The sequence below is a fragment of the Curtobacterium sp. VKM Ac-2884 genome, assembly GCF_015350945.1.
Taxonomy (GTDB): Bacteria; Actinomycetota; Actinomycetes; order Actinomycetales; family Microbacteriaceae; genus Curtobacterium.
The window spans coordinates 223,246-248,667 of the sequence record NZ_JADKSA010000006.1 but is presented as its reverse complement, the minus strand read 5'-3'; the positions used below and the strand labels follow the sequence as shown (position 1 = coordinate 248,667).

Sequence of the window (25,422 nt, the reverse complement as noted above, 5' to 3'; positions counted from 1 at the left end):
CATGCGGGGTCGCCGCGACCTGCGTAGCCTGCTGCCATGGGCACGATCCGGACCGGCACCGACCTCGCTGCGGTCGAGGACGTCGTGGCGGGCATCTCCGCCCACGGTGAGCGGTACCTGGACCGGCTCTTCACCGTGCGGGAGCGCACCGACGCGGGCGACGACCCGGAGCGTCTGGCCGCACGGTTCGCGGGCAAGGAGGCGGTCGTGAAGCTCCTCCGCCCCGCACCGGACCAGGCGATCCCGCTGCGCGACGTGGCGATCGTCCTCGACGACCACGGGGCGCCGACGGTCGAGCTGACCGGGGCCGCCGCCGCGCTGGCCGAGTCGGTCGGGTGCGGCCCGATCGCGGTGTCGCTCGCGCACGAGTGGGGGCTCGCGGTCGCGACGGCGGTCGCGCTGTCCGACCGCTGACGGGACGCACCGGCAGCTCCACCGCCGCCGGCCCTGCCGACCCGCCCCGACCCGACCCGACCCGACCCACCCTGTACCACCGCACAGGGGCGTCGGACGCCGTGCGGTTTCGCGCACCCGCACGGCGGTTTCCCGAGGCCCGGTCTTCCTTATCGTTGCCGTCATGGACCAGGAACCACAGCTCTCCAGCACGACCGCACCGACGGCGACCACGACCGCGACGCTCGCCGACCCGGCGATCGAGCAGGCCGTCCGCCGTGCCCTCGCCGACCACGGGCGCCTGACCGTCGACGCGCAGGACGTCGCGTCGATCGCCGACCTGTACGCGCTCGGGCTGTCGTCGCACGCCACGGTGAACGTCATGCTCGCCGTCGAGTCCGAGCTCGACGTCGAGTTCCCCGACTCGGTCCTGAACCGGTCCACCTTCGCCACCGTCGAGTCGATCGTGGCCGCTGCGGAGCTCGCCTCGTGACCCTGACCATGGCGGCGACCGCGGTCGTCGACCGGTTCGCCGAGCGTGCCGCCGCCGTCGCCGCGGTCGCCGCGCAGTTCGCGGACGAGGTCGACCGCGACGCCCGTCCGCCGCGCGAGGCCATCGCAGCGATGCGCGAGTACGGTCTGCTCGCCGCTGCCGTCCCCGCCGAGCACGGTGGCGAGGGCGCCTCGGTGTCCGAGCTCTCCGCGATCGCCACCGAGCTCGGGCGTGCCTGTGCCGCCACCGGGATGGTCTTCGCGATGCACCAGGGCCAGGTGATGGCGCTCTGGCGACACGGCGGCGACGGTGCCGGCGTGCTCGAGACGATCGCAGCGGTCCGCGACGGCGCGCTCGTCGCCTCGGCGACCACGGAGCGCGGGGTCGGCGGCGACGCCCGCCGTTCCACGTGCTCCATCGAGGCCACCGACGACGGCCGGATCCGCCTGCGCAAGGACGCGCCGGTGATCTCGTACGCCACCGAGGCCGACGCGGTGTTCGTCACCGCCCGCCGCGACCCGGATGCCCCGGCCTCCGACCAGCGGCTGCTCATCTGCCGGACCGACTCGATGGTGCTGTCGCAGACCTCCACCTGGGACACCATGGGGCTGCGCGGGACCTGCAGCAACGGCTGGGTCCTCGACACCGAGACCACCGTCGACCGGGTGTTCCGCGACGACTACGCCGCGATCTCGGCGCAGACGGTCCTGCCGGTGTCGCACGTGCTGTGGGCCTCGGTGTGGCTCGGCATCGCTGCCTCGGCGAGCGAGCGCGCCCGGACGGCCGTCCGCAAGCAGGCGCGCGCCGCGATCGGGACGACCCCGCCCGGAGCACTCCGCCTCGCCGAGCTCCTGGTCGACCTGCAGGGCCTCGCCGACTCCGTCCGGCACGCCGCCGAGCGGTTCGACGCCGCGGCCGACGACCCCGAGGTGCTCGCCTCGAGTGCCTACGCCCTCGCCGCGAACGCCCTGAAGATCGGGGCGTCCGAGCGCGTCACCGACATCGTCACGAAGGCCATGCGGATCGTCGGGATCGCGGGCTACGCGGCCTCGGGTCCGATGAGCATCGCCCGACACCTCCGAGACGCCCACGGTGCCGCCGTCATGGTGAGCAACGACCGTCTCCTCAAGAACGACGCCGACCTGGCCCTCATGACGGGAGTGATCCTGTGACCATCACGGACCCCACCACCAGCACGACCAGCACGACCAGCCCCATCGCTCCGGACCTCGACGCCGCCCGCGCCGCACTCCGTGCCCGCCTGCTCGCCGACCGTGTGCTCATCGACCTCGGCTCCCCCGGGCTGTACGGCCGCACCGGCGTGTTCGAGCGTGTGTACACGGCGGTCGACGCCGCGGCCGTGCGCAGCCAGCAGGACCTCGACGCCGAGGTGCTGCGCTTCCCGCCGGTCGAGCCGCTCGCCGCGTTCGAGCGCACCGACTACATCGCGTCGTTCCCGGACCTCGCCGCGTCGATCTCCGGGTTCACCGGCGACGACCGCACCCACCGTGCACTGCTCGCCGCCCGCGAGCGCGGTGAGCGCTGGGAGGGCTTCCTCGAGCCCGCCGACCTCATGCTCACCCCCGCGGTCTGCCACCCGGTGTACGGCCTGGTCGGCGACACGATCCCGCAGGAGGGCCGCTTCTTCGACATCGTCGGCGACTCCTTCCGCCGCGAGCCGTCGCTCGACCCGATGCGCCTGCAGGCCTTCCACATGCACGAGTTCGTGCACATCGGCACGCCGGCGTCGGCCCAGCAGCACCGCGACGGCCGGATCCCGGTGATGCGCGAGCTGCTCGAGTCGTTCGGGCTCGAGATCGACGTCGTCCCCGCCAACGACCCGTTCTTCGGCCGCGTCGGGCAGATGCTCGCCCGCAACCAGGTCGAGCAGGCGCTCAAGTTCGAGTTCGTCACGCCCGTCTACGGCGACGACCACCCGACCACGGCGATCAGCTCGGCGAACCTGCACGAGGACCACTTCGGCACCTCGTTCGGCCTCCGCACCGCCGACGGCGAGGTCGCCCACAGCGCCTGCGTCGCCTTCGGCCTGGAGCGCATCACCATCGCCCTGTTCGCCGCACACGGCACGGACGTCGACGCCTGGCCGGCGTCGGTCCGCGCGACACTCGAGCTGTGACGACGCTGCACGGATGGTCCGGTTCGCCGGCCGTCCGCGCCGCCGTGCAGCTGCCGCCCGCGGCGCGGGCCGGCGTCGTCGTCTGCCCGCCACTGGGTCAGGAGGGCGTGATCGCGTACCGCACGCTCCGCCTGCTCGCAGACCGCCTGGAGGCCCGTGGCATCGCCTCGGTGCGCTACGACCCGTCCGGACGTGGTGACGGCGCACCCGACACCGACCCCGACGCGCAGGTCCGGTCCGCACGCCACGCGGCCGCCGTGCTCCGCACGTCGGGAGTGCAGCACGTGGCGTTCGTCGGACTCGCCTCCGCAGCCCTCGTCGCCGCGGCCGCCGCCGAGGACACCGACGCCCTGCTCGTGTGGGACGCCCCGGCGTCCGGTCGGGGCTGGCTCCGTCGGCAACGTGCCCTCGCGACGATCACGATCGGCAGCGAGCGGATCGTCGACGGCGTCGAGAGCCTGATCGGCATCGAGGTCGAACCCGACGAGGCGACGGCGCTCTCCGCCCTCGCCTTCGCGCCGCGCACCGGTCCGACCGTGGCGCTGGTGCGGCCCGAGACCCGCGCGCCGAAGGCCCTCGGACCCGTCGAGACCGTCGAGGTGCCCGGCAGCGCCGAGTTGCTCGACGGCACGAGCATCCACGCCCGGATCCCCGGAGCCGCGGTCGACCGAGCCGTCGCCTGGCTCGACGCCTGGGCGCCGACCGCTGCGGCGCAGGTGGTGCCGCCCGTGCTCGACGAGGTCCTGGACGTCGACGGCCGCGTGTCGGAGCGCATCGTCCACCTCGGCCCCGACGCGTTGTTCGCCGTCGAGACCGTGTCGTCCGCCCAGCACCACGACGCCCCGCTCGTCGTCCTGCACAACGGCGCCGCCGAACACCGGGTCGGTGCGACCGACTACCAGGTCGACCTCGCCCGCGCGCTCGCCCGTGACGGCGCCCGCGTCGTCCGGGTCGACCGCCGTGCCACCGGCGAGAGCACCAGCGTGCGCGAGGACGAACGCAGCTTCCTCTTCGCCCAGGAGTGGGTGGAGGACCAGTCCGCCGTCGTCGCCGACCTCGGCACCCCCTCGGACCGCCTGGTGCTCGTCGGCATGTGCGCCGGCGCGTGGCTCGCCGGTCGGTCGGCGGACGAAGCTCCGCGTCTGGTCGTCGAGATCAGCCCGAACGACTACCGCCGACAGCCGGCGGCACCGGGCAGCTACGAGGACGCCGTCCGCGCCGTCGACGCCCCCTCGGCACGTCGGCTGTGGGTCCGTCGGCGGTACAACGCCGTCGTGCCGAAGGGCCTGCGTGCGTGGATCGCCCGGCGGGACCGGGTCGGCGGCGTCGTCGAGCACGTCCGACCGCTCGTGGAGCACGGCACCGACGTCGTGGTGATCGCCGCCCCGGAGGACGCCGCGCTGTTCGACCGGCTCGGCGGGCAGAAGGCCCTGCGCCGCTACGGCGGTGTCGGTCGGCGCGGTTCGGTGTCGATCGTGCGGGTCGAGGACGGCGACCACTCACTGTTCTCCCCCGTGATGCGTCGCGCCGTGCGCGCCGAGGTGCGTTCCCGCGTCGCGGCGACGTTCCCCGTCTCCGCCTGACCCGCGCGTCCCGCTCCGGTGCGTGTGCATCAGGCGAGTGCGAGCTCCCGGGCCACGGCGTCCGGGTGCTCGACGTGCGCGAAGTGCCCGCAGTCGTCGAGCAGCACCGTGCGGACCTGCGGCACGAGCTCCCGGAGGGCCTCGAGGTCCGCGACGCGCGCGAACACGTCGTCGCGCCCGGCGATCGCGGTGACCGGGCAGGTGATCCCCCGCCAGCGACCGAGGTCGTAGCCCGCAGCGGTCCGCGCCGCGTCGGTGAACCGGGTCGGCCGGAGTTCCTCGACGAAGGCGTCGAGCACGCTGCGGTCGAGGCGTCGCACGTGCGTGAACACGGGTGCGGCAAGCAGCGGTAGCAGCCCGACGCGGGACAGCGCCCGGAGCACCGGTCGCGCGGCCTCGCCGGTGATCGACAGGCCAGCTCGCAGCAGGGTGAACGCCGGCAGCGTCCGGAACCCTCGGAGCGGGTGCCGTGCGGCGTCCGCGGTCGCGACGGTCGTGCCGGACACGAGGGCCACCGACCGCACGAGGCGGGGCGCGACGACCGCCAGGTGCATCCCGACGAAGGCCCCCATCGAGTGCCCGACGACGTCCACCGTCGTGATCCCGAGTGCATCCAGCACCGTGACCAGCGACACGGTCACGTCGTCGAGGTCGAACGCACCGCTCGGCGCCGGCGACGATCCCCATCCCGGCAGGTCGACGAGCACCAGGCCACGGTCACCGACGCCGTGCGCCGCGGTCAGCAGCGGGGTCCAGGTCGACCAGGAACCCGCGACGCCGTGCAGCAGCAGCAGCGGATCGGGGCCGGCGCGGTGGTGCACCACGACGGGCCCGGCAGGTGTCAGGACCTCGGTGCGCCGGAGGTGCCACGTGGCGGGCGTGGGCGACACCGGGTAGGGGGCGTAGGCCTCGGTGGTGAGCACACGGTCACGTGCGTCCGTGTCGATGGCGTGCACCGGGCCTCCTGTCCGCTGTCGACGCGGATGCGTCGCAGGAGGGATTCGGAACGCTAGCCGACCGGGACGGGTGCGGTGCAGGCGGCGAGGCGGTCGAGCGCGGCCTTGTACTCGGCGACGTCGCGCTGCAGGCCCGGCTCCGTGATGATCGAGGCCTTGATGCGGCCCTGCACGTCGATGACGAAGGTCGCGCGGGTGGCGAAGCCCTTGTGCTCGAGGAAGACGCCGTACTCCTTCGAGACCGCGCCGTGCGGCCAGAAGTCGGCGAGGAGCTCGAAGTCGTAGCCGTTGAGCTCGGCGAAGGAGCGGAGCGTCGCCTTGGAGTCGACCGAGATGCCGATGAGCTCGACGCGCTGGTCCTGGAACATCGCGACGTTGTCCTGCAGGGCGCAGAGCTCGTTCGTGCAGTTCGACGAGAACGCGAGCGGGAAGAAGACGAGTGCGACCGGGCGGTTGCCGCGGAAGTCGCTGAGTCGGACGTGCTCACCGAACTGGTTCGGGAGCTCGAAGTCCGGCGCGAGAGAGCCGATCTCGAGAGCCATCGGGACGTGTGCTTCTTCCTCGGGTGTGGGGTGTACCCGTCGGGTCCGTGCGCACGCGGGTCGCGTGTGCACGATCGGCCATGCTACGCCGACCGCACCCGAATGCAAGCACCCGCCACGTGCACCACACCATCAGCATCACCGTCGGTGCTGGGGCCTAGAGTGGACGGGGCCCCATCCGGTCGTGACCCGACCACCGGAGCCACCATGTCCACCACCACGAGAACGAACGAGGTCAAGGGTGACGGTGAACGACCAGGACCCGTACAGCACCGGGGCGAACGACCAGGACCCGCAGGAGACCGCCGAATGGCGTGAGTCCCTCGACGGATTGGTCCAGACCCACGGACACCAGCGCGGTCGCGAGATCATGCTGAGCCTGCTCAAGCGGTCCAAGGAACTGCACCTCGGTGTGCCGATGGTCCCGACGACGGACTACGTGAACACCATCGCGCCGGAGAACGAACCCGAGTTCCCCGGCGACGAGGAACTGGAGCGCCGGTACCGCCGGTGGATCCGCTGGAACGCGGCCATCACGGTGCACCGTGCGCAGCGTCCGGGCATCAGCGTCGGCGGCCACATCTCGACGTACGCGTCGAGCGCCGCGCTGTACGAGGTCGGCTACAACCACTTCTTCCGTGCGCAGGACCACGCGTCCGGCGGCGACCAGGTGTTCTTCCAGGGCCACGCCTCCCCCGGCATGTACGCCCGCGCCTACATGGAAGGACGTCTCGGCGAGGACCAGCTCGACGGGTTCCGTCAGGAGAAGTCCCACGCCGGCGGCGGCCTGTCGTCGTACCCGCACCCGCGGCTCATGCCGCACTTCTGGCAGTTCCCGACCGTGTCGATGGGCATCGGCCCGATCAACGCGATCTACCAGGCGCAGCAGGCGAAGTACCTCACCAACCGTGGCATCAAGGACGCCTCCGACCAGCAGGTCTGGGCGTTCCTCGGCGACGGCGAGATGGACGAGGTCGAGTCGCGCGGACAGCTCCAGGTCGCCGCGAACGACGGCCTCGACAACCTGAACTTCGTGATCAACTGCAACCTGCAGCGGCTCGACGGTCCGGTGCGCGGCAACGGCAAGATCATCCAGGAGCTCGAGGCGTTCTTCCGCGGTGCGGGCTGGAACGTCATCAAGGTCGTCTGGGGGCGTGAGTGGGACGACCTGCTCGCCCGCGACACCGAGGGCGCGCTGCTCAACCTGATGAACCAGACGCCGGACGGCGACTACCAGACGTACAAGGCCGAGAACGGCGCGTACGTCCGCGAGAACTTCTTCGGGCGCGACCCGAAGGCGCTCGAGCTCATCGAGGGCTACAGCGACGACCAGGTCTGGAACCTCAAGCGCGGTGGCCACGACTACCGCAAGGTCTACGCCGCGTTCAAGGCCGCGACCGAGCACAAGGGCCAGCCCACGGTCATCCTGGCGAAGACGGTCAAGGGCTACGGCCTCGGCCCGAGCTTCGAGGGCCGCAACGCGACCCACCAGATGAAGAAGCTCACGCTCGACAACCTCAAGCAGTTCCGCGACGAGATGCGCATCCCGGTCACCGACGCGCAGCTCGAAGAGAACCCCTACACGCCGCCGTACTACCACCCGGGCAACGACGACGAGGCGATCCAGTACATGCACGAGCGTCGTCAGGCGCTCGGCGGCTACGTGCCGGAGCGTCGCACGAAGTACACCTCGATCACCCTGCCCGAGGACTCGAAGTACCAGGTCGTGAAGAAGGGCTCCGGCAAGCAGGAGATCGCCACCACCATGGCGTTCGCCCGACTGCTGAAGGACCTGCTCCGCTCCCCGGACTTCGGCGACCGCGTCGTCCCGATCATCCCGGACGAGGCACGCACGTTCGGCATGGACGCCTACTTCCCGTCGGCGAAGATCTACAACCCGAACGGCCAGCACTACACCTCGGTCGACCGCGAGCTCCTCCTGGCCTACAAGGAGAGCCCGCAGGGCCAGATCATCCACGTCGGCATCAACGAGGCGGGCGCCCTGGCGGCGTTCACCGCGGTGGGTACCTCGTACTCGACGCAGGGCGAACCGCTCATCCCGGTCTACGTCTTCTACTCGATGTTCGGGTTCCAGCGCACGGGTGACGCGATCTGGGCGGCGGGCGACCAGATGACCCGTGGCTTCATGATCGGCGCCACCGCCGGTCGCACCACGCTGACGGGTGAGGGCCTGCAGCACGCCGACGGCCACTCGCTGCTCCTCGCGACGACGAACCCGGCCGTGGTGTCGTACGACCCCGCGTACGGGTACGAGATCGGGCACATCGTGCAGGCCGGCCTCGACCGGATGTACGGCACGAACGAGGACGGCTCGCCGAAGCACAGCGACCCGAACGTCATGTACTACCTGACGGTGTACAACGAGCCGATCGTCCAGCCGGCCGAGCCCGAGGGCGTCGACGTCGACGGGATCGTCAAGGGCATGTACCTCCTCAAGCCGAGCGAGCACGACGGCCCGAAGGCCCAGCTGCTCGCGTCCGGTGTGGCCGTGCCGTGGATCCTCGAGGCGCAGCAGCTGCTCGCCGAGGACTGGGGCGTCTCCGCCGACGTCTGGAGCGTCACGAGCTGGGGTGAGCTGTACCGCGACGGTCTCGACGCGGAGCAGCACGCGTTCCTCAACCCGAACGAGTCGCCGCGCACGCCGTACGTCACCGAGCGCCTGCTCGCCACCGAGGGGCCGGTCGTCGCCGTCAGCGACTTCATGCACCAGGTGCAGGAGCAGATCCGCCCGTTCGTGCCGACCGACTACGCCACGCTCGGCGCCGACGGCTTCGGCTTCTCGGACACCCGTCCGGCCGCTCGTCGCTTCTTCCACATCGACGGCCCCTCGGTCGTCGTGCGGACGCTGCAGCAGCTCGCCCGCCAGGGCAAGGTCGACGGCGCACTCGTCCAGCAGGCGATCGACAAGTACCGCCTGCACGACGTGACCGCTGGGACCACGGGCAGCGCGGGCGGCGAGAGCTGATCAGCAGGTGACACCCGTCCAGCCGGACACCGAGGGCCTGTCGAAGGCCCAGAGCCAGGAGAGCGCGCGCGAGCGGGCGCTCTCCTGGCTCCGTCAGGTGTCCGGAGAACTCTCCACCGCCACGATCAAGCGGCTCGAGGACACCCTCCCCTGGTACAGCGAGATGCCGCCGGGGCGCCGCTCCGCCGTGGGCCTCGTCGCCCAGGCGGGCATCACCTCGTTCATCAGCTGGCTCGAGGGCACCGCGTCGACGCCGTGGATCGCCGCGGCCGACGTCTTCGGGTCGGCCCCGCGTGAACTGCTGCGCTCGGTGAGCCTGCAGCAGACCCTGCAGCTCATCCGCGTGGTCGTCACGGTGGTCGAGGAACGCGCTGCCGACGACGAGATGCTGCAGGAAGCGATCCTGAAGTACTCGCGGGACATCGCCTTCGCGGCGGCGGACGTCTACGCCCGAGCGGCCGAGGCCCGCGGGCTGTGGGACGCCCGACTCGAGGCGCTCGTGGTCGACTCGATCCTGTCGGGCGAGTACGACGACGAGCTGCCGTCCCGCATCGCTGCCCTCGGGTGGCACGGGCACGGCGAGGTCGCGGTGCTCGTCGGCACGGCACCGAAGCAGCTCGAGGTCGACCAGGTCCGCCGCACCGCCCGCCACATGGACGCCGACGTGCTCGTCGGCGTGCAGGGCTCGCGGCTCGTCGTGGTGATCGGGCGCTCGACCCCGCGGGACGACGTGCCCGAGGGCGAGGACCCGGTCTCGTTCACGGCGATCGCGCAGGCGCTCGAGCCGCTGTTCGGCGAGGGCCACCTGGTGCTCGGCAACGAGGTCCCCGGGGTCGTCGACGCCTCGACCAGCGCGAAGGCAGCCCTCGCCGGGTTCGCCGTCGCGCGGGCATGGCGCGGGGTCCCCCGTCCGGCGCTGGCCGACGACCTGCTGCCCGAACGCGCCCTGGCCGGCGACCCGCTCGCCCGGTCCGCCCTGGTGCAGCGCATCTACGTGCCGCTCAAGGACCAGTCCACCGAGCTCCTGCAGACCCTGTGGTGCTACCTGGACACCGGGCGGTCGCTCGAGGCCACGGCGCGCGAGCTCTTCGTGCACCCGAACACCGTCCGCTACCGCCTGCGCCGCGTCGCGGACATCATCGGGTGGGACGCCACGCACGCTCGGGACGCCCTGATCGTGCAGTCGGCCCTGATCCTCGGTGCGATGTCCGAATCGGCCACGGGTCGTCGCCGGATCACCCCTCGCCGGTAGGGAACCGACAATGTCACGCGGGGTTTCGTGTGGGAAGCCCACACGGGCCCCGCGGTGCATGAGCGACAGGATTGTCCGGTGATCGTCGTCGTCGCGCCCGGACAGGGCTCCCAGACCCCCGGCTTCCTCGCCCCCTGGCTCGAGGACGCCGCCGTTCGTGAACGTGTCGGGCAGTGGTCCGAGTCGATCGGGGTGGACCTCGCCGCACACGGCACCACGTCGGACGCCGACACCATCAAGGACACCGCACTCGCGCAGCCCCTCATCGTCGCCGCCGGTCTCGTGACCGCCGACGCGCTGCTGGCCGACGGCCGCCGTGCGCTGGTCGGCGGGGTCGCCGGGCACTCGGTCGGCGAGTTCACCGCCGCTGCGGTCGCCGGGGTCCTCGAGCCGACCGACGCCGTGTCGCTGGTCGCCGAGCGCGGCCGGGCCATGGCGGACGCCGCTGCCCTCGAAGCGACCTCGATGGCCGCTGTGCTCGGTGGCGACGCCGACGCGGTCGCCGCAGCACTGCAGTCCCACGGGCTCGTCCCCGCGAACCACAACGGCGGCGGCCAGACCGTCGTCGCCGGCACGGCTGCCGGCATCGCCGCGCTCGTCGCCGACCCGCCCGCCAAGGCCCGCGTGATCCCGCTCGCGGTCGCCGGTGCGTTCCACACCGACTTCATGGCCCCAGCGGTCGAGCGCGTGGCCCCGGTCGCCGCGGCCGCCACGGTGCACGACCCGACCCTGCCGATCTGGACCAACGCCGACGGCTCACGGGTCGATGACGGTCGCCGGTTCGTCGACCTGATGGTCCAGCAGATCGCGAGCCCCGTGCACTGGGACGCCGTGATGGAGTCGTTCGCGGCCGCCGGGGTCACCGGCATCATCGAGCTCGCGCCGGCCGGCGCCCTGGTCGGGCTCGCCAAGCGCGGCCTGCGCGGCACGCCGTCCGTCGCCATCAAGACCCCCGAGGACCTGCCCGCAGCGATCGACCTGCTGCAGCGCGCGGACCAGGAAGCAGACGCCACCGCATGACCGAACGTCCCGCACTCTCCCAGCGCCGCGGCCACGAGTTCACCCGCATCCTGGCCTTCGGTGCCGCCCGCGGCGAGAACGTCGTACCGAACGACGACCTGGTCGGCCCGATCGACTCGTCCGACGAGTGGATCCGCCAGCGCACCGGGATCATCACGCGCAAGCGTGCCGGCAAGGACGTCGAGGCCGTCGACCTCGCCGAGACCGCCGCGCGCGAGGCGATCGAGAAGGCCGGCCTGTCCCCCGACCAGATCGGTGTCGTGCTCGTCAGCACCGTGACGCACACCGTCGCGACCCCGTCGATGGCGTCGCTGCTCGCCGAGCGGATCGGCGCGACGCCCGCCGCCGCGTACGACATCAGCGCCGCGTGCGCCGGGTACGCCTACGGCATCGCCCAGGCCGACTCGTTCATCAAGTCCGGGCTCGCCGACCACGTCCTGGTCGTCGGGGCCGAGAAGCTCAGCGACGTCGTCGACCCGACCGACCGCTCGATCTCGTTCCTGCTCGGTGACGGTGCCGGCGCAGCCGTCGTCGGCCCGAGCGACTTCCCCGGCATCGCCCCGACCATCTGGGGCTCGGACGGCTCGAAGTGGGACGCCATCGGCATGACGGCGACCTACAACGAGTGGGAAGCCGGCGCGCCCCGCCCGACCATGCGCCAGGCGGGCCAGACGGTGTTCCGCTGGGCCGTGTGGGAGATGGTGAAGGTCGCCCGCGAAGCACTCGAGACCGCCGGTGTCCGACCGGAGGACCTCGCGGCGTTCGTGCCGCACCAGGCGAACATCCGCATCATCGACGAGTTCGCGAAGCAGCTCGGCCTGCCCGAGTCGGTCACGATCGCGCGCGACATCACCACCACCGGCAACACCTCCGCCGCGAGCATCCCGCTCGCCACCCACCGCCTGCTCGAGGAACACCCCGAGCTGTCCGGCGGGCTCGCCCTGCAGATCGGCTTCGGTGCCGGGCTCGTGTTCGGCGCCCAGGTCGTCGTGCTCCCCTGACTCGCCCACCCGGCGAACCCGAACCCACCCGGCCGCGCATCCCGCGCGACCAGCGACCACCCCGACGAGTCTCCGGGCGCGAGCACGCTGCGTGCCCTAGGCTGGTCCACGGTCAAACGACACCCCCCTCAAGGAGAAACTCATGGCCCTGTCCAACGAAGAAGTCCTCGCCGGCCTGGCCGAGCTGATCAACGACGAGACCGGTATCGCCACCGACACCGTCGCCGCCGACAAGTCCTTCACGGACGACCTCGACATCGACTCCATCTCGATGATGACCATCGTGGTCAACGCCGAGGAGAAGTTCGACGTGAAGATCCCGGACGAAGAGGTCAAGAACCTCAAGACCGTGGGCAACGCGGTCGACTACATCGTCAAGGCCCAGGCCTGACACGAGCTTCCTGAGCGCCGCGGCCAGCGGTCACCGTCGGCCGCGGCGCTCATCTTGTTCCCCAACGAAAGAACCGTCGTTCCATGACCAAGAAGACCGTCGTCGTCACCGGGATCGGTGCGATCTCACCCCTCGCCGCGACTGCCCCGGAAACGTGGGACGCGCTGCTCGCCGGCAAGTCCGGCATCACCCGCATCGAGGACCCGCGCTACGCCGAGCTCGAACTCCCCGTGGAGTTCGCCGGCCAGGCACGTCGGTTCCTCACCGACCAGCTCACCCGCCCCGAGTCGAAGCGCCTGGACCCCTCGTCGCAGCTGTCGCTCGTCGCGGCGCGTGAGGCGTGGGCCGACGCCGGCATCGACGCCGAGTCCGTGGTCCCCGAGCGACTCATCGTCGACTGGGCGACCGGCATCGGCGGCGTGAACACCCTGCTCGACGCCTGGGACACCCTGCGCGAGAAGGGCCCGCGTCGGGTCCTGCCGATGACGGTCCCGATGCTCATGGCGAACGGTCCGGCCGCCGCCATCGAGATGGAGTTCGGCGCCCGTGGCGGCGCCCGCACCTACCTGTCGGCCTGCGCCTCGTCGACCGAGTCCCTGGCCGAGGCGTACCGCCACGTCGCCGACGGAGACGCCGACATCGTCATCACCGGTGGCGCCGAGGCCGCCCTGCACCCGCTGCCGCTGGCGGCGTTCGCGGCGATGCAGGCCCTGTCGCGCCGCAACGACTCCCCCGAGACCGCCTCGCGTCCGTACGACGTCACCCGTGACGGCTTCGTCCTCGGTGACGGCGCCGCGGCGCTCATCCTCGAGTCGAAGGAGCACGCCGAGGCCCGCGGTGCGACCATCTACGCCGAGGTCGCCGGCGCCGGCATCACCTCGGACGCGTTCCACATCACGGCACCGGACCCCGAGGGCAGCGCTGCCGCCCGTGCGGTCCTGCAGGCTCTCGACCACGCCGGTGCCAGCCGCGAGGACGTCGTGCACGTCAACGCGCACGCCACCTCGACCCCGGTGGGCGACGTCGCCGAGTACCACGCCATGCGCCGCGTCTTCGGTGACCACCTCGACGACATCGTCGTGTCGGCGACCAAGGCGTCGACGGGTCACCTGCTCGGTGGTGCCGGGGCGATCGAGGCTGCGTTCACCGTCCTCGCGCTGCACAACCGTGTCGCGCCGCCGACGATCAACCTCAACGACCAGGACCCGGAGATCGTCATGGACGTCGCGCGCGAGCCGCGTGCGCTGCCCGACGGCGACCTGCTCGCGGTGAGCAACTCGTTCGGCTTCGGCGGACACAACGCCGTGGTCGCGTTCCGCAGCGTCTGATCCGTCGCACCCTGCCAGGAGGCCCGTCCCGCGTCGTCGGGGCGGGCTTCCGTCGTTCCGTGGCACCGCCCAGTGCCCGACGACAGCTCAGCCGACGCGGTGCAGCCAGACGACGGGGTTGCCCTCGGCCGCGTGGCGGAAGGGCTCGAGCTCGTCGTCCCAGGCCTGTCCGAGCGCGAGCCGGAGCTCGCGGTGGAGTTCGAGCGCGTTGCTGCCCGCGACCTCCATGGCGTACCGGACGCGGTCCTCGGGGATGACCATGTTCCCGGTCACGTCGGTCTGCGCGTAGAAGACGCCGAGGTCAGGCGTGTGCATCCAACGGCCACCGTCGGACTCGGTCGTCGGTTCCTCGGTCACCTCGTAGCGCAGGTGCTCCCAGCCACGCAGCGCGGAGGCGATCGCGGCACCGGCACCGACCGCACCGGTCCAGGTGAACTCGGTCCGCCGGGCTCCGTCCTGTGCCGGCTGGTCGAGCCAGGAGAAGTTCACGGCGCGGTTCATCGCGCGGCCTGCTGCCCATTCGACGTGCGGGCAGAGCGCGCGGGGTGAGGAGTGCACGTAGAGCACTCCTGTCGTCGTTCCGTTCACGGTTCCTCCGATACGTCAGGTGCGACTTCCCCATCGACCTGGTGCGGAGGATCCGAGCGGCTGCGAGCCACGGAACCGTTCGGTATGCGATTGTGATGTCCCGACAGGACACGCCCATTATGCAGCGTTCCGGCTGGGAACGGCAAGGACCCCGCCGAGCACGATCCAGTTCAGTGCAGGACGGTGCCCGCGGAGTCGACGGGGTGCCGCTCCCCCGCCGTGATCGGCACGGGCACGCGGTTCTCGGCCGGCGGGATCGGGCAGGCGAACTGGTACGAGAACGCGCAGGGCGGCAGTACGAGCAGGTTCCAGTCGAGCTCGACCGTGTCCGCGGTGCCGGGGTCGTCGAGGTACAGGAAGCGGCCCATCGAGTACGTGCTGCCGGGGTCGTCCTCGGCGAGGGCGCTCGTGGCGTCCTGCACGATGAGCTGCAGCCGCGGAGCACCCCGGAACGCGGCGGACCGGACCGCGACGAACCGCATGGTCGTGCTGCCGACGGCCGTCTCGATGTGCCCGGCGACCGGCAGGGCGTCGCCGGCGGCGTCGAGGACGCTGCCACGGGCCTCCCGGTCGTCGCCCGCACCGGCGTGCAGCGGGACGTACGTGCCGGACCCCACCCAGTCGTCGGACCGGTCGAACCGGGCGATGCGCGCGAAGCGGTGGATCGGCTCCGCTGCGGGGTCCCAGACGCGCAGCGTCGAGCCGGACACCGTGCCCGCGAAGCCGTCGGGGAACGCGACGGCGGACGGCACCACGGCGGTGTCACCGGCGACGAGCACGGTGCCGTCGACCGGGACGCCGTCCACGACGACACCGTCGGTGGCGGCGGCCGTCACCGTGAGGCCGCCGACCGCGGGTGCCCAGGTGCCGGGGACCGGCCACACCGGCTGCTGCTGGTCGACGTGCTGGGCGTTCACGAGCGCCAGCGGGCCACGGGGACCGCGTGCCCAGCGATCGCGTTCCGCGACGTGGTCGGCGAAGCCGCCGGCGTCGTCCGTCACGCCAGCTCCTGGCGCGGGTAGATGACCTTCTGCACGATGATGATGATCGACGCGGCGACGGGCAGGGCGACCAGGGCGCCGAGCACGCCGCCGATCGTGCCGCCGGCCACCGCGGCGATGACCACGAGGGCCCCGGGCACCTGCACGGCACGCGACATGATGCGCGGCGAGATGAGGTACGCCTCGACCTGCATGTAGACGAGGTAGTAGATCGCCGCGGCGAGGGCGGTCGCGGGCGACGCGAACAGGCAGAGCAACGAGATGACGACCGCAGCGCCCAGGGTGCCGACGAGCGGGATGAGCGAGCCGAGGAACGCGAACGAGGCGAGCAGCACGGGCAGCGGCGCACCGATGATGAGCAGGAACACCAGGCTCAGGATGCCGTTGATGAGCGCCTGCGACACCTGGCCGACGACGTACCGACCGACCGCCTGGGTGATCTGCTCACTGACGTCGATGAAGTTCTCGCGGCGAGACGCCGGCACGAACCGGTACGCCGCGCGCTTCATCCCCCGCATCGACGCGAGGAAGTAGAGCATCAGGATGAGGACGATGAGCACGCCGGTGAGCCCCGACAGGATGCCGCTGCCGACCGCCAGGATGCCGCCGCCGACGCTGAGCAGGTTGCCCGGGTTCTCGACGAAGGACTGCACCGACTCGAGCGCGTGGTCGATGTCGAACGACCCGGCGAACTGCTTCGACAGGTCCTGCACCCACTGCTGCTTCGAGATGTCGTCGACGACCTCGGGGAAGTTCTGGATCAGGTTCGTCGCCTGCTCGACCAGGATCGGGACGACCGCGAAGACGACCCCCGCGAACGCTCCCAGGACCCCCACGACGACGACGGTGATCGCCGCCCACCGCGGGATGAGTCGCTCGAGGAACGAGACGAGCGGGTCGATGCCGAGCGCGAGGAACAGCGCGACCCCGATGTAGACGAGGACGGTGCTGAGCTCGCCGATGATGGTGCCGGCGAGCAGCGCGACGAGCACACCGATGGCACCCATGAACCCGATGCGGAAGGCGTTGACGCGCACGCCGGTGCCACCGCGGTTCACCTGGAACGTGACGTTCGGCGTCGGACCGGCACCGTCGTGGTCGTCCTCGCGCTTGCGTTTCATCTGCACGTAGGGCGGGCGGGACTTGAACCCGCGAATCGTTCGGTTATGAGCCGACTGCCTTGACCAGCTTGGCTACCGCCCCTCGACGGCCGTCAGGCCACCGGTTCCCCACGATACAGCGCCTCGAACGTCGTGAGCGTGCGGTTGATGTCGTGTGCCTCGATCATGGCCGAACTGCGCTCCCGCATGGCCGTGTACTCCGCGTCCGACGCCGTCAGCACCGCCTCGAGCTTGGCGGCGAGGTCGTGCTCGTCACCGGGGGCGAACAGGTACCCGTTGCCGTCGATCAGGTGGGGCAGTGCCATCGAGTCGGCGGCGACGACCGGCAGCCCGGACGCCATCGCCTCGAGCGAGGAGATGCTCTGCAGCTCGGCGGTGGAGGGCATCGCGAACACGGTGCCGTTCGTCAGGGCGGTGCGCTTGACCTCGTCCGAGACGAACCCGAGGAACCGGACACGGTCCTCGAGCCCGAGCTCCTTCGCCAGGGCGGTCAGCTTCGGGATCATCTCGCCGTCGCCGACGATCGTCAGGGTCGCCGCGAGCGAGCCGGGCAGCAAAGCCACGGCCCGGACCAGCACGTCGAGGTTCTTCTCCGGCGCCACGCGGCCGACGAACACGATGTCGTTGTTGACCGGACGGCCCGCGCGCGCGACGTACCGCGACGCGTCGATCCCGCACGAGATCGCGAGCACCCGCTGCCCGGCGATGGCCTTCCGCAGGTAGTCGGCGGCCAGGTTCGTCGGCGTCGTGATGGTGTCGGCGAGCCGGTAGGTCTTCGCGGCGTCACTCCACGCGATCTTCAGCGCGATGGGCAGCGTCCACTTGCCGAACGGCGTGTACTCGAGCAGGTTCTCGGGCATGAAGTGGTTCGTCGCGATGACCCGGATGCCGCGCGCGTTCGCCTCGGGGACGATCCCGCGACCGATGACGACGTGCGACTGGATGTGCAGGACGTCGGGCTTCACGGCGTCGAGGATCGGGCCGGTCCACTTCTTGACGCTCCACGGCCACACGAAGCGCAGCCAGGCGTGCAGCGGCCACTTGTACGACTTCAGGCGGTGCACGACGAGGGTCACGCCCTGGTGCTCCTCGTCGAAGGTGCCGTGGTGGCGGCTCGACGCCGGGGCGACCACGTGGACCTCGTGCCCGCGCTCGGCCAGGCCGACGGCGAGCTGCTCGGCGAAGGTGGCGGCGCCGTTGACGTCCGGCGGGAAGGTGTCCGCGGCGATCAGGATGCGCAAGGGTCGGTGTCCGCCCGTCGCACCCGTCGGTTCGGCGGTGGCGGTGGTGACGTCTCCTGACACGGCTGGCGTCGTCCTCTCGTGGGCGATTGCTGGTCGGACTGCCGACGGTACCGCACCGGGTTCCGCGGCCGCGTCAGCCGCGCGGAGGACCCCGTGGTACCGCGGGGTGACGCGGCCCCCGCGGCCCCCGCGGCCGCCGAGGCTCCCTCGGCCCCCGCGGCCGCCGAGGCTCCCGCGGCCCCCGCGGCCCTGAGGTCAGGCGCGGGTCTGCGGGTGGTGCTTGGCGAGCAGGAACACCCCGGTGATGGCGATGCCGGCCGCGACCACGAACCCGGCGACCGCACCCCACGGCGCCCCGGACGCCTCGTCGAGCACGACCACGCCGATCCCGACGGCGACGATCGGGTCGATCACGGTCAGCCCCGCGATGACGAGGTCCGCCGAACCGGCCGAGTACGCGTTCTGCACGAAGTACCCGCCGAGCGACGCCGCGACGACCACCCCGATGATCGCCAGGACCGTCAACCAGTCGAACGTGCCGTTCACGAACCGGTTCAGCACGACCTTGGCGAGCGTCGCGACGAACCCGTAGAGGATGCCCGCGCCGACGATGTAGTAGAGCGCGCTCTTGTGCTTGGCCACAAGCCGGAACGACACCAGCACCAGCACGAGCACCACGGCCAGGATGATCAGGACGGTCACCAGCTGCTGCCGGGTGATCGCGCTCTCGTGCCCGACGAACGCCGCGATGCCGACGAAGATCGCGACACCGATGATGCAGGTCCACACCGCACGCTTCGCCCGACGGCCCAGCGGCACGCCCGATGACCGCGAGGAGAACCACGTGGTGATCACGAGCGCGACCGCCCCGAGCGGCTGCACGACGATCAGCGGCGCGTACGTGATGCTGATGAGCTGCAGGACGACGGCGATGCCGAGCATCAGCGTGCCGAGCACCCAGTAGCCGCTCGACACCAGACCCACGACGTGCCGGACGCTCAGTCCCTTCGACTGCCGCCCCAGCCGCGCCTCGACCCGTTGCACGCCCCGGCTCTGGAACTGCGCTCCCAGCGACAGGAACACCGCACCGATGAGCGCGACGGGGATCATGAGGGCCTGGAACGGCGTCAGGTTCACCGCGTCGGGCAGCTGGAGGTCCGTCGTCACGCGTCGAGGCTACCGTCCACCGCCGGATAACCTGGGTGAATGGCCGTTCTCCCGATCCGCATCACCGGCGAACCCGTCCTGCACGAGCGTGCAGCCGAGGTCACCGAGTTCGATGACGACCTCCGTTCCCTCGTCGCCGACATGTTCGAGACCATGAACCTCGCCCCCGGCGTCGGGCTGGCCGGACCCCAGGTCGGCGTCGGCAAGCGCCTGTTCGTGTACTCGTACACCGACGACGACGACGTCCTGCACCGCGCCGCGGCCGTGAACCCGGTCCTCTGGATCAGCCCGCCGGTCCCCGAGTCGGTCGACGAGCTCGACGAGGACGACGAGTCCGAGGGCTGCCTGTCCGTGCCGGGCGAGCGCTTCCCGCTCCGACGCTCCGGCAGCGCACTGCTCCGGGCGTTCGACGAGCACGGCGACCCGTTCGAGGTCCGGGCCGACGGCTGGCTCGCGCGCATCTTCCAGCACGAGTACGACCACCTGGACGGCTGGCTCTACGCCGACCGCCTGGTGCACCCCTACGGCAAGCAGGTCGCCAAGGCCATCCGCAAGAACAGCTGGGGCGGCCCCGGCCAGTCGTGGCTGCCGGGTCGCGACCACCCCGAGGGCTGACGGGTCGGTCCGGCCCGCGCGTCGCCTGCCGTGGTCAGCTGACGGCTGGGAGGCCCGGCTCAGCTCCGGTACGTCGTCAGCGCGTCGCGCAGGTGGTCGGTCTCCGGGTGCCCCGGGCAGTACTGCAGGAGGCCGGCGGCGACGTGCGCTGCGCCGTCGTCGGCCACGGCCGACGTCCACGGGTCCGTGCCGGTCACGGCGCAGGTGCTCGCGAGCTCGACGAGGGTGGCGTCACCCCTGGTCGCGTCGACGGCGGCCTGCTGCTGCGTCGACGGCACCGAGCCCGTGAGCCGCTTCGCGGTGCACGAGGTCCGCTCGTCCTCCCACACCGCCGAGTACGTCGTGTAGGTCTCGCGGTCGCCGTCGTCGCACACGAAGGCGAACACGACCGGCGAGGCACCCGACCCGAGCCCGGTCTCCGAGCTGGTGGGTTCCTCTGACGAGTCGGTGTCGGGTCCGGCACCGCTGCACCCGACCAGCACGGGCGCGATGACCGCCGCGAGCAGCACGCCGAGGAGCACGGCGCGGGGCGGACGAGATCGGTGCACCTGTGAACGCTAACAGGTGGCACCGCGCAGCAACGAAACGCAGAAGACCCCCACCCGGGCGGGTGGGGGTCTGTTGCTCCCCGAGTTGGACTCGAACCAACAACCTGCCGGTTAACAGCCGGCTGCTCTGCCAATTGAGCTATCGAGGATCACTGTCCGCTGGCGAATGTCGTGCGAACAACGGGTAACAGCATAGCAGCACCGCAGGGCCCCTCACCGCATCGGACACGCCGCCCGGGCGCGCCGCGCTGTGGGCCCCGGCGCTGCGCAGTTCCTCAGTACCCGGCGACCGGGTCGACGACGCCGACGAAGCCCTCGCCGCTGCCGTCGAGGAACGCCGTGGTGTTGAGTCGCACCCGCTCGGCGAGCAGCGGCGCGACCATCTCCGGGGTGTCCGCCTGGTGCGGTGTGATGACCGCGCCGGGCTCGGACCACAGCGGGTGACCGTCGGGCAACGGCTCGGGGTCGGTGACGTCGAGCCCTGCGGCGGCGATCGCACCGGTGCGCAGGGCCTCGACCAGGGCGTCGGTGTCGACGAGTCCCCCGCGGGCGATGTTGACGAGCCGGGCGGACGGCTTCATGATCGCGAACTGCCGCTCGCCGAAGAGCTTCGCGGTGCCCGAGGTCATGGCCGCTGCGATCATCACGACGTCGGCGTCGGGCAGGACCTCGTCGAGCTGGTCGGTGGTGACGGTGCGCGATGCACCGTCCACCGGGTCGGCCGAGCGGCGCACCACGGTGACGTCGACGTCGAACGGGGCGAGCAGGCGGATGTACTCGAGCGCGATCCCGCCGGCGCCGATGACGACGACGTTCCGGCCGTACAGCGACACGCCCTCGGGTTCGGTGGCCCACGAGTGTGCACGGGCGCGCTTCTGCAGGACCCGCAGCGTCCCGAGCGTCAGCGCCAGGGCGTGCTCGGCGACGGGCTCCGCGTACGCGCCCTTCGCCGAGGTGAAGAGCACGCGGTCCCCGTGCTCCTGGATGAGGTGCGCGAAGGCGTCGACCCCGGCGAACGGCAGCTGCACCCAGCCGATCCCCGGTGCGGCGTCGAGCGCGTCTGCGAGGCCGGACGGGTCGCGGGGGTCCAGCCAGACGAGCCCGCGGGTGTCCGCGTCGAGCGGCGCGACGGTCCCACCGGCCTCCGTCACCGCCGTGACGTGCAGGTCGGTCGGCTCCGGCAGCACGGCGACGGGGCCGGACTGCGGTGCGTCGATCGGCAGCGGGGTGCCGGAGGTGGGGACGACGGCGCGGTGCCCTCGGGTGGCGGTGCTCACGGGTTCTCCTGTCGGTCCGTGCGGGGGCCGGTGCCGGCGGCGACCGGTCGGCGTGGCGCCGTCGAGCGGCGCGGGGCGGTGGGTGCCGGGCGACGCTTCACCCCGCGGGCCGCGGTCGCGGCCAGGGTCTTGACGTAGGGATCGACGGGGTTGTCGAGGACCTCGTCGAAGGTACCGAGACCGACCAGCCGGGCATCGGCCATGACGGCGACGCGGTCGGCCAGGGCGCCGGCTTCGCGCAGGTCGCTGGACACCACGACTGCGGAGAACTGCCGGTTGCGCTGCAGGGTCGCCAGGGCCTCGAGCACCGACTGGCGCACGAGCACGTCGACACCGCGGGCGGGTTCGTCGGCGACCAGGAGCTGGGGTTCGAGCACGAGGGCCCGTGCCAGGGCGACACGCTGCCGCTGTCCGCTGGAGAGCTCCCAGGTGTTCAGCCTCATCACGCCGAGCGGCAGGTGCACGGCGTCGACCAGGCGCGCGACGATGAGGCCCGCCTCCTTGCGGTCGAAGCGGCGGTCGCGCTGGTAGATCGGTTCGGCGATGGCCTCGCCGACGGTGAGGTCCGGACTGAGCCGGTCGGCGCCGTCCTGCGGCAGGTAGCCGATGCGGCCGCTCAGCCGCTCGAGCTTGCGGGACGAACCGCGCAGGCCGCGGGTCTTCTGGCCGAGGACGGTCAGTTCGCCCCCGACGATGTGCCGGCGCAGCGCACCGTCACCCTCGCCGTGCGACCCGAGCTGCCCCGCGATCGCGGCGGCGAAGGTCGACTTGCCCGACCCCGATTCACCGAGCAGCGCGAGGATCTCGCCCTGCCGCACCGTCAGGCTGACCCCGTCGACCGCTCGGATCGACTCGGACCCCCGTCCGCCCCGGTACTCGATCGACACGTCGTCCGCGACGACCGCCGGTCCGTTGACCGCGATCATGGGTCCCCTTCCACGCCGCCCCCTGGCGGCGGTTCGCGACGGACCGCGCTGGCAGGACCGTCGTGCGTACAGCTGTGGAGGCGACCGTCCAGGAGGCCCGGCGTGCGTCGACGACGCTGGACGGGCCTCCTGGACGGGTCGCGCCGGGTCAGGACCCGACGCGGGTCGCATCGGGTCAGGACCCGACGTTCTCCAGTTGCTCCAGCGTACGCCGTCGCTCGGCCTGCTCCGCAGGGTCCGGCACCGGGAGCGACGCCAGCAGGCGCTGCGTGTACGGGTGTTGCGGCGCTCCGAGGACCTGCGCGGTCGTGCCCACCTCGACCAGGTCGCCGCGGTAGAGCACGGCGATCCGGTCGGAGAGCGCGCCCACGACCGCCAGGTCGTGGCTGATGAACAGCGACGCGAAGCCCAGGTCCTGCTGGAGCTCGAGGAAGAGCTCGAGCACGCGGGCCTGCACCGACACGTCGAGCGCACTCGTCGGCTCGTCGGCGATGAGCAGCTTCGGCCGGAGCGCGAGCGACCGGGCGAGCGACGCGCGCTGGCGCTGCCCGCCGGAGAGCTCGTGCGGGTAGCGGTCCCCGTACGCCTTCGGCAGCTGGACCGCCTCGAGGAGTTCGTCGACGCGCGTGCGGGCCGCACGCGGGCTCGAGACCTCCTTGTGGACGACCAGCGGTTCGGCGACGCACTCGGCGATCGTGAGCAGCGGGTTGAACGACGTCGCCGGGTCCTGGAACACGAACCCGATGTCCTTGCGCAGGTGCTTGAAGTCGCGCTCCCGGTAGCCGAGCATCTCGGCGCCGAGGACCTTCAGCGAGCCGCCGGTGACCTTCGTCAGTCCGGCCATGGCGCGACCGATCGTGGTCTTGCCGGAGCCGGACTCCCCCACCAGGCCCAGGACCTCGCCGGGACGGATCGCCAGGTCGACGCCCTTCACGGCACGGAACGCGGGCGAGCCGAGGCGGCCGGGGTACTCGATCTCGAGTCCCTTCGCCTCGACCAGCGGGGTGACGTCCTCGGTGATCGCCGCGCGGCGGGCGGTGCCCGTCGATGCCTCGAGCCGGGGCACCGCGGCGAGCAGCCGTTTCGTGTAGTCGGCCTGCGGACGCGCGAACAGGTCCGTCGCCGATGCCTCTTCGACGATCTCGCCCTGGTACATCACGGCGACGCGGTCTGCCAGGTCGGCCACCACGCCCATGTTGTGGGTGATGATCACGATCGCCGTGCCGAACTCGTCGCGGCAGCGGCGGAGCAGGTCGAGGATCTCGGCCTGCACCGTCACGTCGAGCGCCGTGGTCGGCTCGTCGGCGATGATCACCGACGGCTCGAGTGCGAGCGCGCTCGCGATGACGACACGCTGCTTCTGGCCGCCGGAGAACTGGTGCGGGTAGTGGTCGACGCGGGTCTCGGGGTCGGGGATGCCGACGCGGCCGAGGTAGTCGATGGCCTTCGCCCGCGCCTCCTTCTTGGACATGCCACCGTGGGCGCGGAGCCCCTCGGCGATCTGCCACCCGACCGTGAAGACCGGGTTGAGGGCGGTCGACGGCTCCTGGAACACCATCGCACCGGCGGTCCCCCGCAGGCTGCGCAGCTTCTGCGCGCCGACGGTGACGACGTCGGTGCCGTCGAGCAGCACTGCGCCGCCGAGCGTCGCCGTCTCGGGCATCAGCCGGAGCATGGCGCGCGCTGTGACGGACTTGCCGGAGCCGGACTCGCCGACCAGGGCGAGGACCTCGCCGGGGCGGACGTCGAGGCTGACACCCTTCACCGCGTCGACGGCGCCGCCGTCGGTGGCGAAGGTGACGGTGAGGTCGTCGACGACGACCACGGGTGCGTTCTCGGTGTCGGTCGTCATGCGCCCGATCCTTCCGCGGTGGCCGTGTTGCGCGCGTCGCGCGTGGACACCAGCTGCTTCAGCCGTCGGCGCGCACGCAGACGGGGGTCGGAGATGTCGTTGAGGCTCTCGCCGATGAACGTCACACCGAGCACGAGCACCACGATCGCGACACCCGGGTAGACACCGGTCCACCAGACGCCGCTCGCGACGTCGGACAGCGCCCGGCTGAGGTCGTAGCCCCACTCGGCGCCGGACGTCGGCCCGATGCCGAACCCGAGGAAGCCGAGGCCGGCCAGGGTCAGGATCGCGTCGCTGGCGTTGAGCGTCAGGATGAGTGGCAGGGACCTGGTCGAGTTCCGCAGCACGTGGCGGATCATGATGCGCCACGGGTTCGTGCCCATCACGCGCGCCGACTCGACGAACGCGTCGTTCTTCAGGCGCACGGCCTCGGCGCGGACCACCCGGAAGTACTGCGGCACGTAGACGACGGTGATCGAGATCGCCGCCGCGATGATGCCGCCCGAGTAGCTCGAGTTGCCGCCGGAGATCACGATCGACACGACGATCGCGAGCAGCAGCGAGGGGAACGCGTAGATCGCGTCGGCGACCACGACGAGGACCCGGTCGAGCCAGCCGCCCAGGTAGCCGGAGACCAGCCCGAGCAGCACGCCGACGATGATCGACACGACGACCGCGACGATCACGACGAGGACCGCCGTCCGGGCGCCGTAGATCACGCGACTGAAGACGTCGAACCCGCCGACGGTGGTGCCCCAGATGTGCTCGGCGCTCGGCGCGCCGGTGCGTGGGAAGCTCTCGCCGTCCGCGCCCTGCAGCTGGCCGAAGCCGTACGGGGCCAGCAGCGGCGCGAAGACCGCGACGAGCAGGTACAGGGCGCAGATGACCACGCCGACGATGAGCATGGCGCGCTGCCAGCCGGTGCTCTTGCGGAGCTGGACCACCACGGGCAGCCGCTTCCAGAGCGGCTCGTGGCGGTCGACGAGGGTGGTGTCGGCCAT

At 71.6% G+C, this 25,422-nt stretch carries 24 protein-coding genes and 2 tRNA genes; 12 read left to right on the top strand and 14 right to left on the bottom strand.

The window, feature by feature from the left end; genetic code table 11:
* The first annotated feature begins 36 nt into the window (after positions 1-36).
* From ITJ60_RS16840 to ITJ60_RS16820, 5 genes are all read left to right on the top strand, one after another.
* Entirely contained in the window at positions 37-414 is a 378-nt protein-coding gene (locus ITJ60_RS16840) for a holo-ACP synthase (RefSeq protein WP_194648751.1), read from the top strand.
* A 163-nt stretch (positions 415-577) separates the two neighbouring features.
* Positions 578-886: an acyl carrier protein gene (locus tag ITJ60_RS16835; protein WP_123292585.1), complete on the top strand. Its 309-nt coding sequence runs from the start codon at positions 578-580 to the stop codon at positions 884-886.
* On the top strand, positions 883-2,058 hold the full coding sequence (locus ITJ60_RS16830) for an acyl-CoA dehydrogenase family protein (RefSeq protein WP_323749205.1): 1,176 nt from the start codon (positions 883-885) through the stop codon (positions 2,056-2,058). The genes ITJ60_RS16835 and ITJ60_RS16830 overlap by 4 nt, the downstream gene beginning before the upstream one ends.
* Entirely contained in the window at positions 2,055-3,023 is a 969-nt protein-coding gene (locus ITJ60_RS16825) for an amino acid--[acyl-carrier-protein] ligase (RefSeq protein WP_323749204.1), read from the top strand. The genes ITJ60_RS16830 and ITJ60_RS16825 overlap by 4 nt, the downstream gene beginning before the upstream one ends.
* Positions 3,020-4,606, top strand: a complete 1,587-nt coding sequence (locus ITJ60_RS16820) for an alpha/beta fold hydrolase (protein ID WP_194648750.1) — start codon at positions 3,020-3,022, stop codon at positions 4,604-4,606. Before ITJ60_RS16825 ends, ITJ60_RS16820 begins: the two co-directional genes overlap by 4 nt.
* A 29-nt stretch (positions 4,607-4,635) precedes the next feature.
* On the opposite strand, the gene ITJ60_RS16815 is transcribed toward ITJ60_RS16820, so the two are convergent.
* Positions 4,636-5,562, bottom strand: a complete 927-nt coding sequence (locus ITJ60_RS16815; RefSeq protein ID WP_194648749.1) for an alpha/beta fold hydrolase — start codon at positions 5,560-5,562, stop codon at positions 4,636-4,638.
* Between the two features lie 53 nt (positions 5,563-5,615).
* The gene (locus ITJ60_RS16810; protein ID WP_111085695.1) at positions 5,616-6,104 is read right to left on the bottom strand and encodes a peroxiredoxin; all 489 of its coding nucleotides are present in this window, start codon (positions 6,102-6,104) and stop codon (positions 5,616-5,618) included.
* Between the two features lie 241 nt (positions 6,105-6,345).
* Here ITJ60_RS16810 and aceE point away from each other — a divergent pair, with 241 nt between their 5' ends.
* From aceE to ITJ60_RS16780, 6 genes are all read left to right on the top strand, one after another.
* Positions 6,346-9,090 carry a pyruvate dehydrogenase (acetyl-transferring), homodimeric type gene (gene aceE / locus ITJ60_RS16805; RefSeq protein ID WP_194648748.1) on the top strand — a complete coding sequence of 915 codons (2,745 nt, stop codon included), beginning with the start codon at positions 6,346-6,348 and terminating at the stop codon, positions 9,088-9,090.
* A 37-nt stretch (positions 9,091-9,127) separates the two neighbouring features.
* Positions 9,128-10,342: a PucR family transcriptional regulator gene (locus tag ITJ60_RS16800; RefSeq protein WP_111085717.1), complete on the top strand. Its 1,215-nt coding sequence runs from the start codon at positions 9,128-9,130 to the stop codon at positions 10,340-10,342.
* Positions 10,343-10,420: 78 nt separating this feature from the next.
* The gene (locus ITJ60_RS16795) at positions 10,421-11,362 is read left to right on the top strand and encodes an ACP S-malonyltransferase (RefSeq protein WP_194648747.1); all 942 of its coding nucleotides are present in this window, start codon (positions 10,421-10,423) and stop codon (positions 11,360-11,362) included.
* Positions 11,359-12,363: a beta-ketoacyl-ACP synthase III gene (locus ITJ60_RS16790; RefSeq protein WP_111085698.1), complete on the top strand. Its 1,005-nt coding sequence runs from the start codon at positions 11,359-11,361 to the stop codon at positions 12,361-12,363. The genes ITJ60_RS16795 and ITJ60_RS16790 overlap by 4 nt, the downstream gene beginning before the upstream one ends.
* A 142-nt stretch (positions 12,364-12,505) precedes the next feature.
* A complete protein-coding gene (locus tag ITJ60_RS16785) occupies positions 12,506-12,754 on the top strand; it encodes an acyl carrier protein (RefSeq protein WP_017886710.1) in 249 nt (82 codons plus the stop codon).
* A gap of 83 nt (positions 12,755-12,837) precedes the next feature.
* On the top strand, positions 12,838-14,082 hold the full coding sequence (locus ITJ60_RS16780) for a beta-ketoacyl-[acyl-carrier-protein] synthase family protein (RefSeq protein ID WP_123292578.1): 1,245 nt from the start codon (positions 12,838-12,840) through the stop codon (positions 14,080-14,082).
* An 87-nt stretch (positions 14,083-14,169) separates the two neighbouring features.
* Here the strand turns inward: ITJ60_RS16780 and ITJ60_RS16775 are convergent, their stop codons facing one another.
* The 6 genes from ITJ60_RS16775 to ITJ60_RS16750 all read right to left on the bottom strand — a co-directional run bounded on the left by ITJ60_RS16775 (position 14,170) and on the right by ITJ60_RS16750 (position 19,203).
* On the bottom strand, positions 14,170-14,670 hold the full coding sequence (locus tag ITJ60_RS16775) for a DUF3145 domain-containing protein (RefSeq protein ID WP_235035923.1): 501 nt from the start codon (positions 14,668-14,670) through the stop codon (positions 14,170-14,172).
* Positions 14,671-14,840: 170 nt separating this feature from the next.
* Positions 14,841-15,671, bottom strand: a complete 831-nt coding sequence (locus tag ITJ60_RS19405) for a DUF1684 domain-containing protein (protein WP_194648746.1) — start codon at positions 15,669-15,671, stop codon at positions 14,841-14,843.
* Complete coding sequence (locus ITJ60_RS16765) at positions 15,668-16,792, bottom strand: AI-2E family transporter (protein WP_194648745.1); 1,125 nt, start codon at positions 16,790-16,792, stop codon at positions 15,668-15,670. The genes ITJ60_RS19405 and ITJ60_RS16765 overlap by 4 nt, the downstream gene beginning before the upstream one ends.
* Before the next feature lie 7 nt (positions 16,793-16,799).
* Positions 16,800-16,874, bottom strand: a tRNA-Ile gene (locus ITJ60_RS16760).
* A gap of 10 nt (positions 16,875-16,884) precedes the next feature.
* Positions 16,885-18,096 (bottom strand): glycosyltransferase, encoded by a 1,212-nt coding sequence (locus ITJ60_RS16755; RefSeq protein WP_194648744.1) that lies wholly within the window; start codon positions 18,094-18,096, stop codon positions 16,885-16,887.
* Positions 18,097-18,291: 195 nt separating this feature from the next.
* Positions 18,292-19,203 carry a DMT family transporter gene (locus ITJ60_RS16750; protein ID WP_181437562.1) on the bottom strand — a complete coding sequence of 304 codons (912 nt, stop codon included), beginning with the start codon at positions 19,201-19,203 and terminating at the stop codon, positions 18,292-18,294.
* Positions 19,204-19,242: 39 nt separating this feature from the next.
* On the opposite strand from ITJ60_RS16750, the gene def reads away from it, so the two are divergent.
* Complete coding sequence (def, locus tag ITJ60_RS16745) at positions 19,243-19,818, top strand: peptide deformylase (RefSeq protein WP_194648743.1); 576 nt, start codon at positions 19,243-19,245, stop codon at positions 19,816-19,818.
* A gap of 59 nt (positions 19,819-19,877) precedes the next feature.
* Here def and ITJ60_RS16740 read toward each other — a convergent pair whose 3' ends face one another.
* The 6 genes from ITJ60_RS16740 to ITJ60_RS16715 form a co-directional block, all read right to left on the bottom strand.
* Entirely contained in the window at positions 19,878-20,366 is a 489-nt protein-coding gene (locus ITJ60_RS16740) for a hypothetical protein (protein WP_194648742.1), read from the bottom strand.
* Positions 20,367-20,442: 76 nt separating this feature from the next.
* Positions 20,443-20,515 (bottom strand) — tRNA-Asn (locus ITJ60_RS16735).
* Between the two features lie 126 nt (positions 20,516-20,641).
* Positions 20,642-21,643 (bottom strand): D-isomer specific 2-hydroxyacid dehydrogenase family protein, encoded by a 1,002-nt coding sequence (locus ITJ60_RS16730; protein ID WP_194648741.1) that lies wholly within the window; start codon positions 21,641-21,643, stop codon positions 20,642-20,644.
* Positions 21,640-22,569, bottom strand: coding sequence for an ATP-binding cassette domain-containing protein (locus ITJ60_RS16725; protein ID WP_123292572.1), 930 nt, complete (start codon positions 22,567-22,569; stop codon positions 21,640-21,642). The genes ITJ60_RS16730 and ITJ60_RS16725 overlap by 4 nt, the downstream gene beginning before the upstream one ends.
* A 175-nt stretch (positions 22,570-22,744) precedes the next feature.
* Positions 22,745-24,421: an ABC transporter ATP-binding protein gene (locus ITJ60_RS16720; protein WP_194648740.1), complete on the bottom strand. Its 1,677-nt coding sequence runs from the start codon at positions 24,419-24,421 to the stop codon at positions 22,745-22,747.
* Positions 24,418-25,422 (bottom strand): ABC transporter permease, encoded by a 1,005-nt coding sequence (locus tag ITJ60_RS16715; protein ID WP_123340417.1) that lies wholly within the window; start codon positions 25,420-25,422, stop codon positions 24,418-24,420. Before ITJ60_RS16715 ends, ITJ60_RS16720 begins: the two co-directional genes overlap by 4 nt.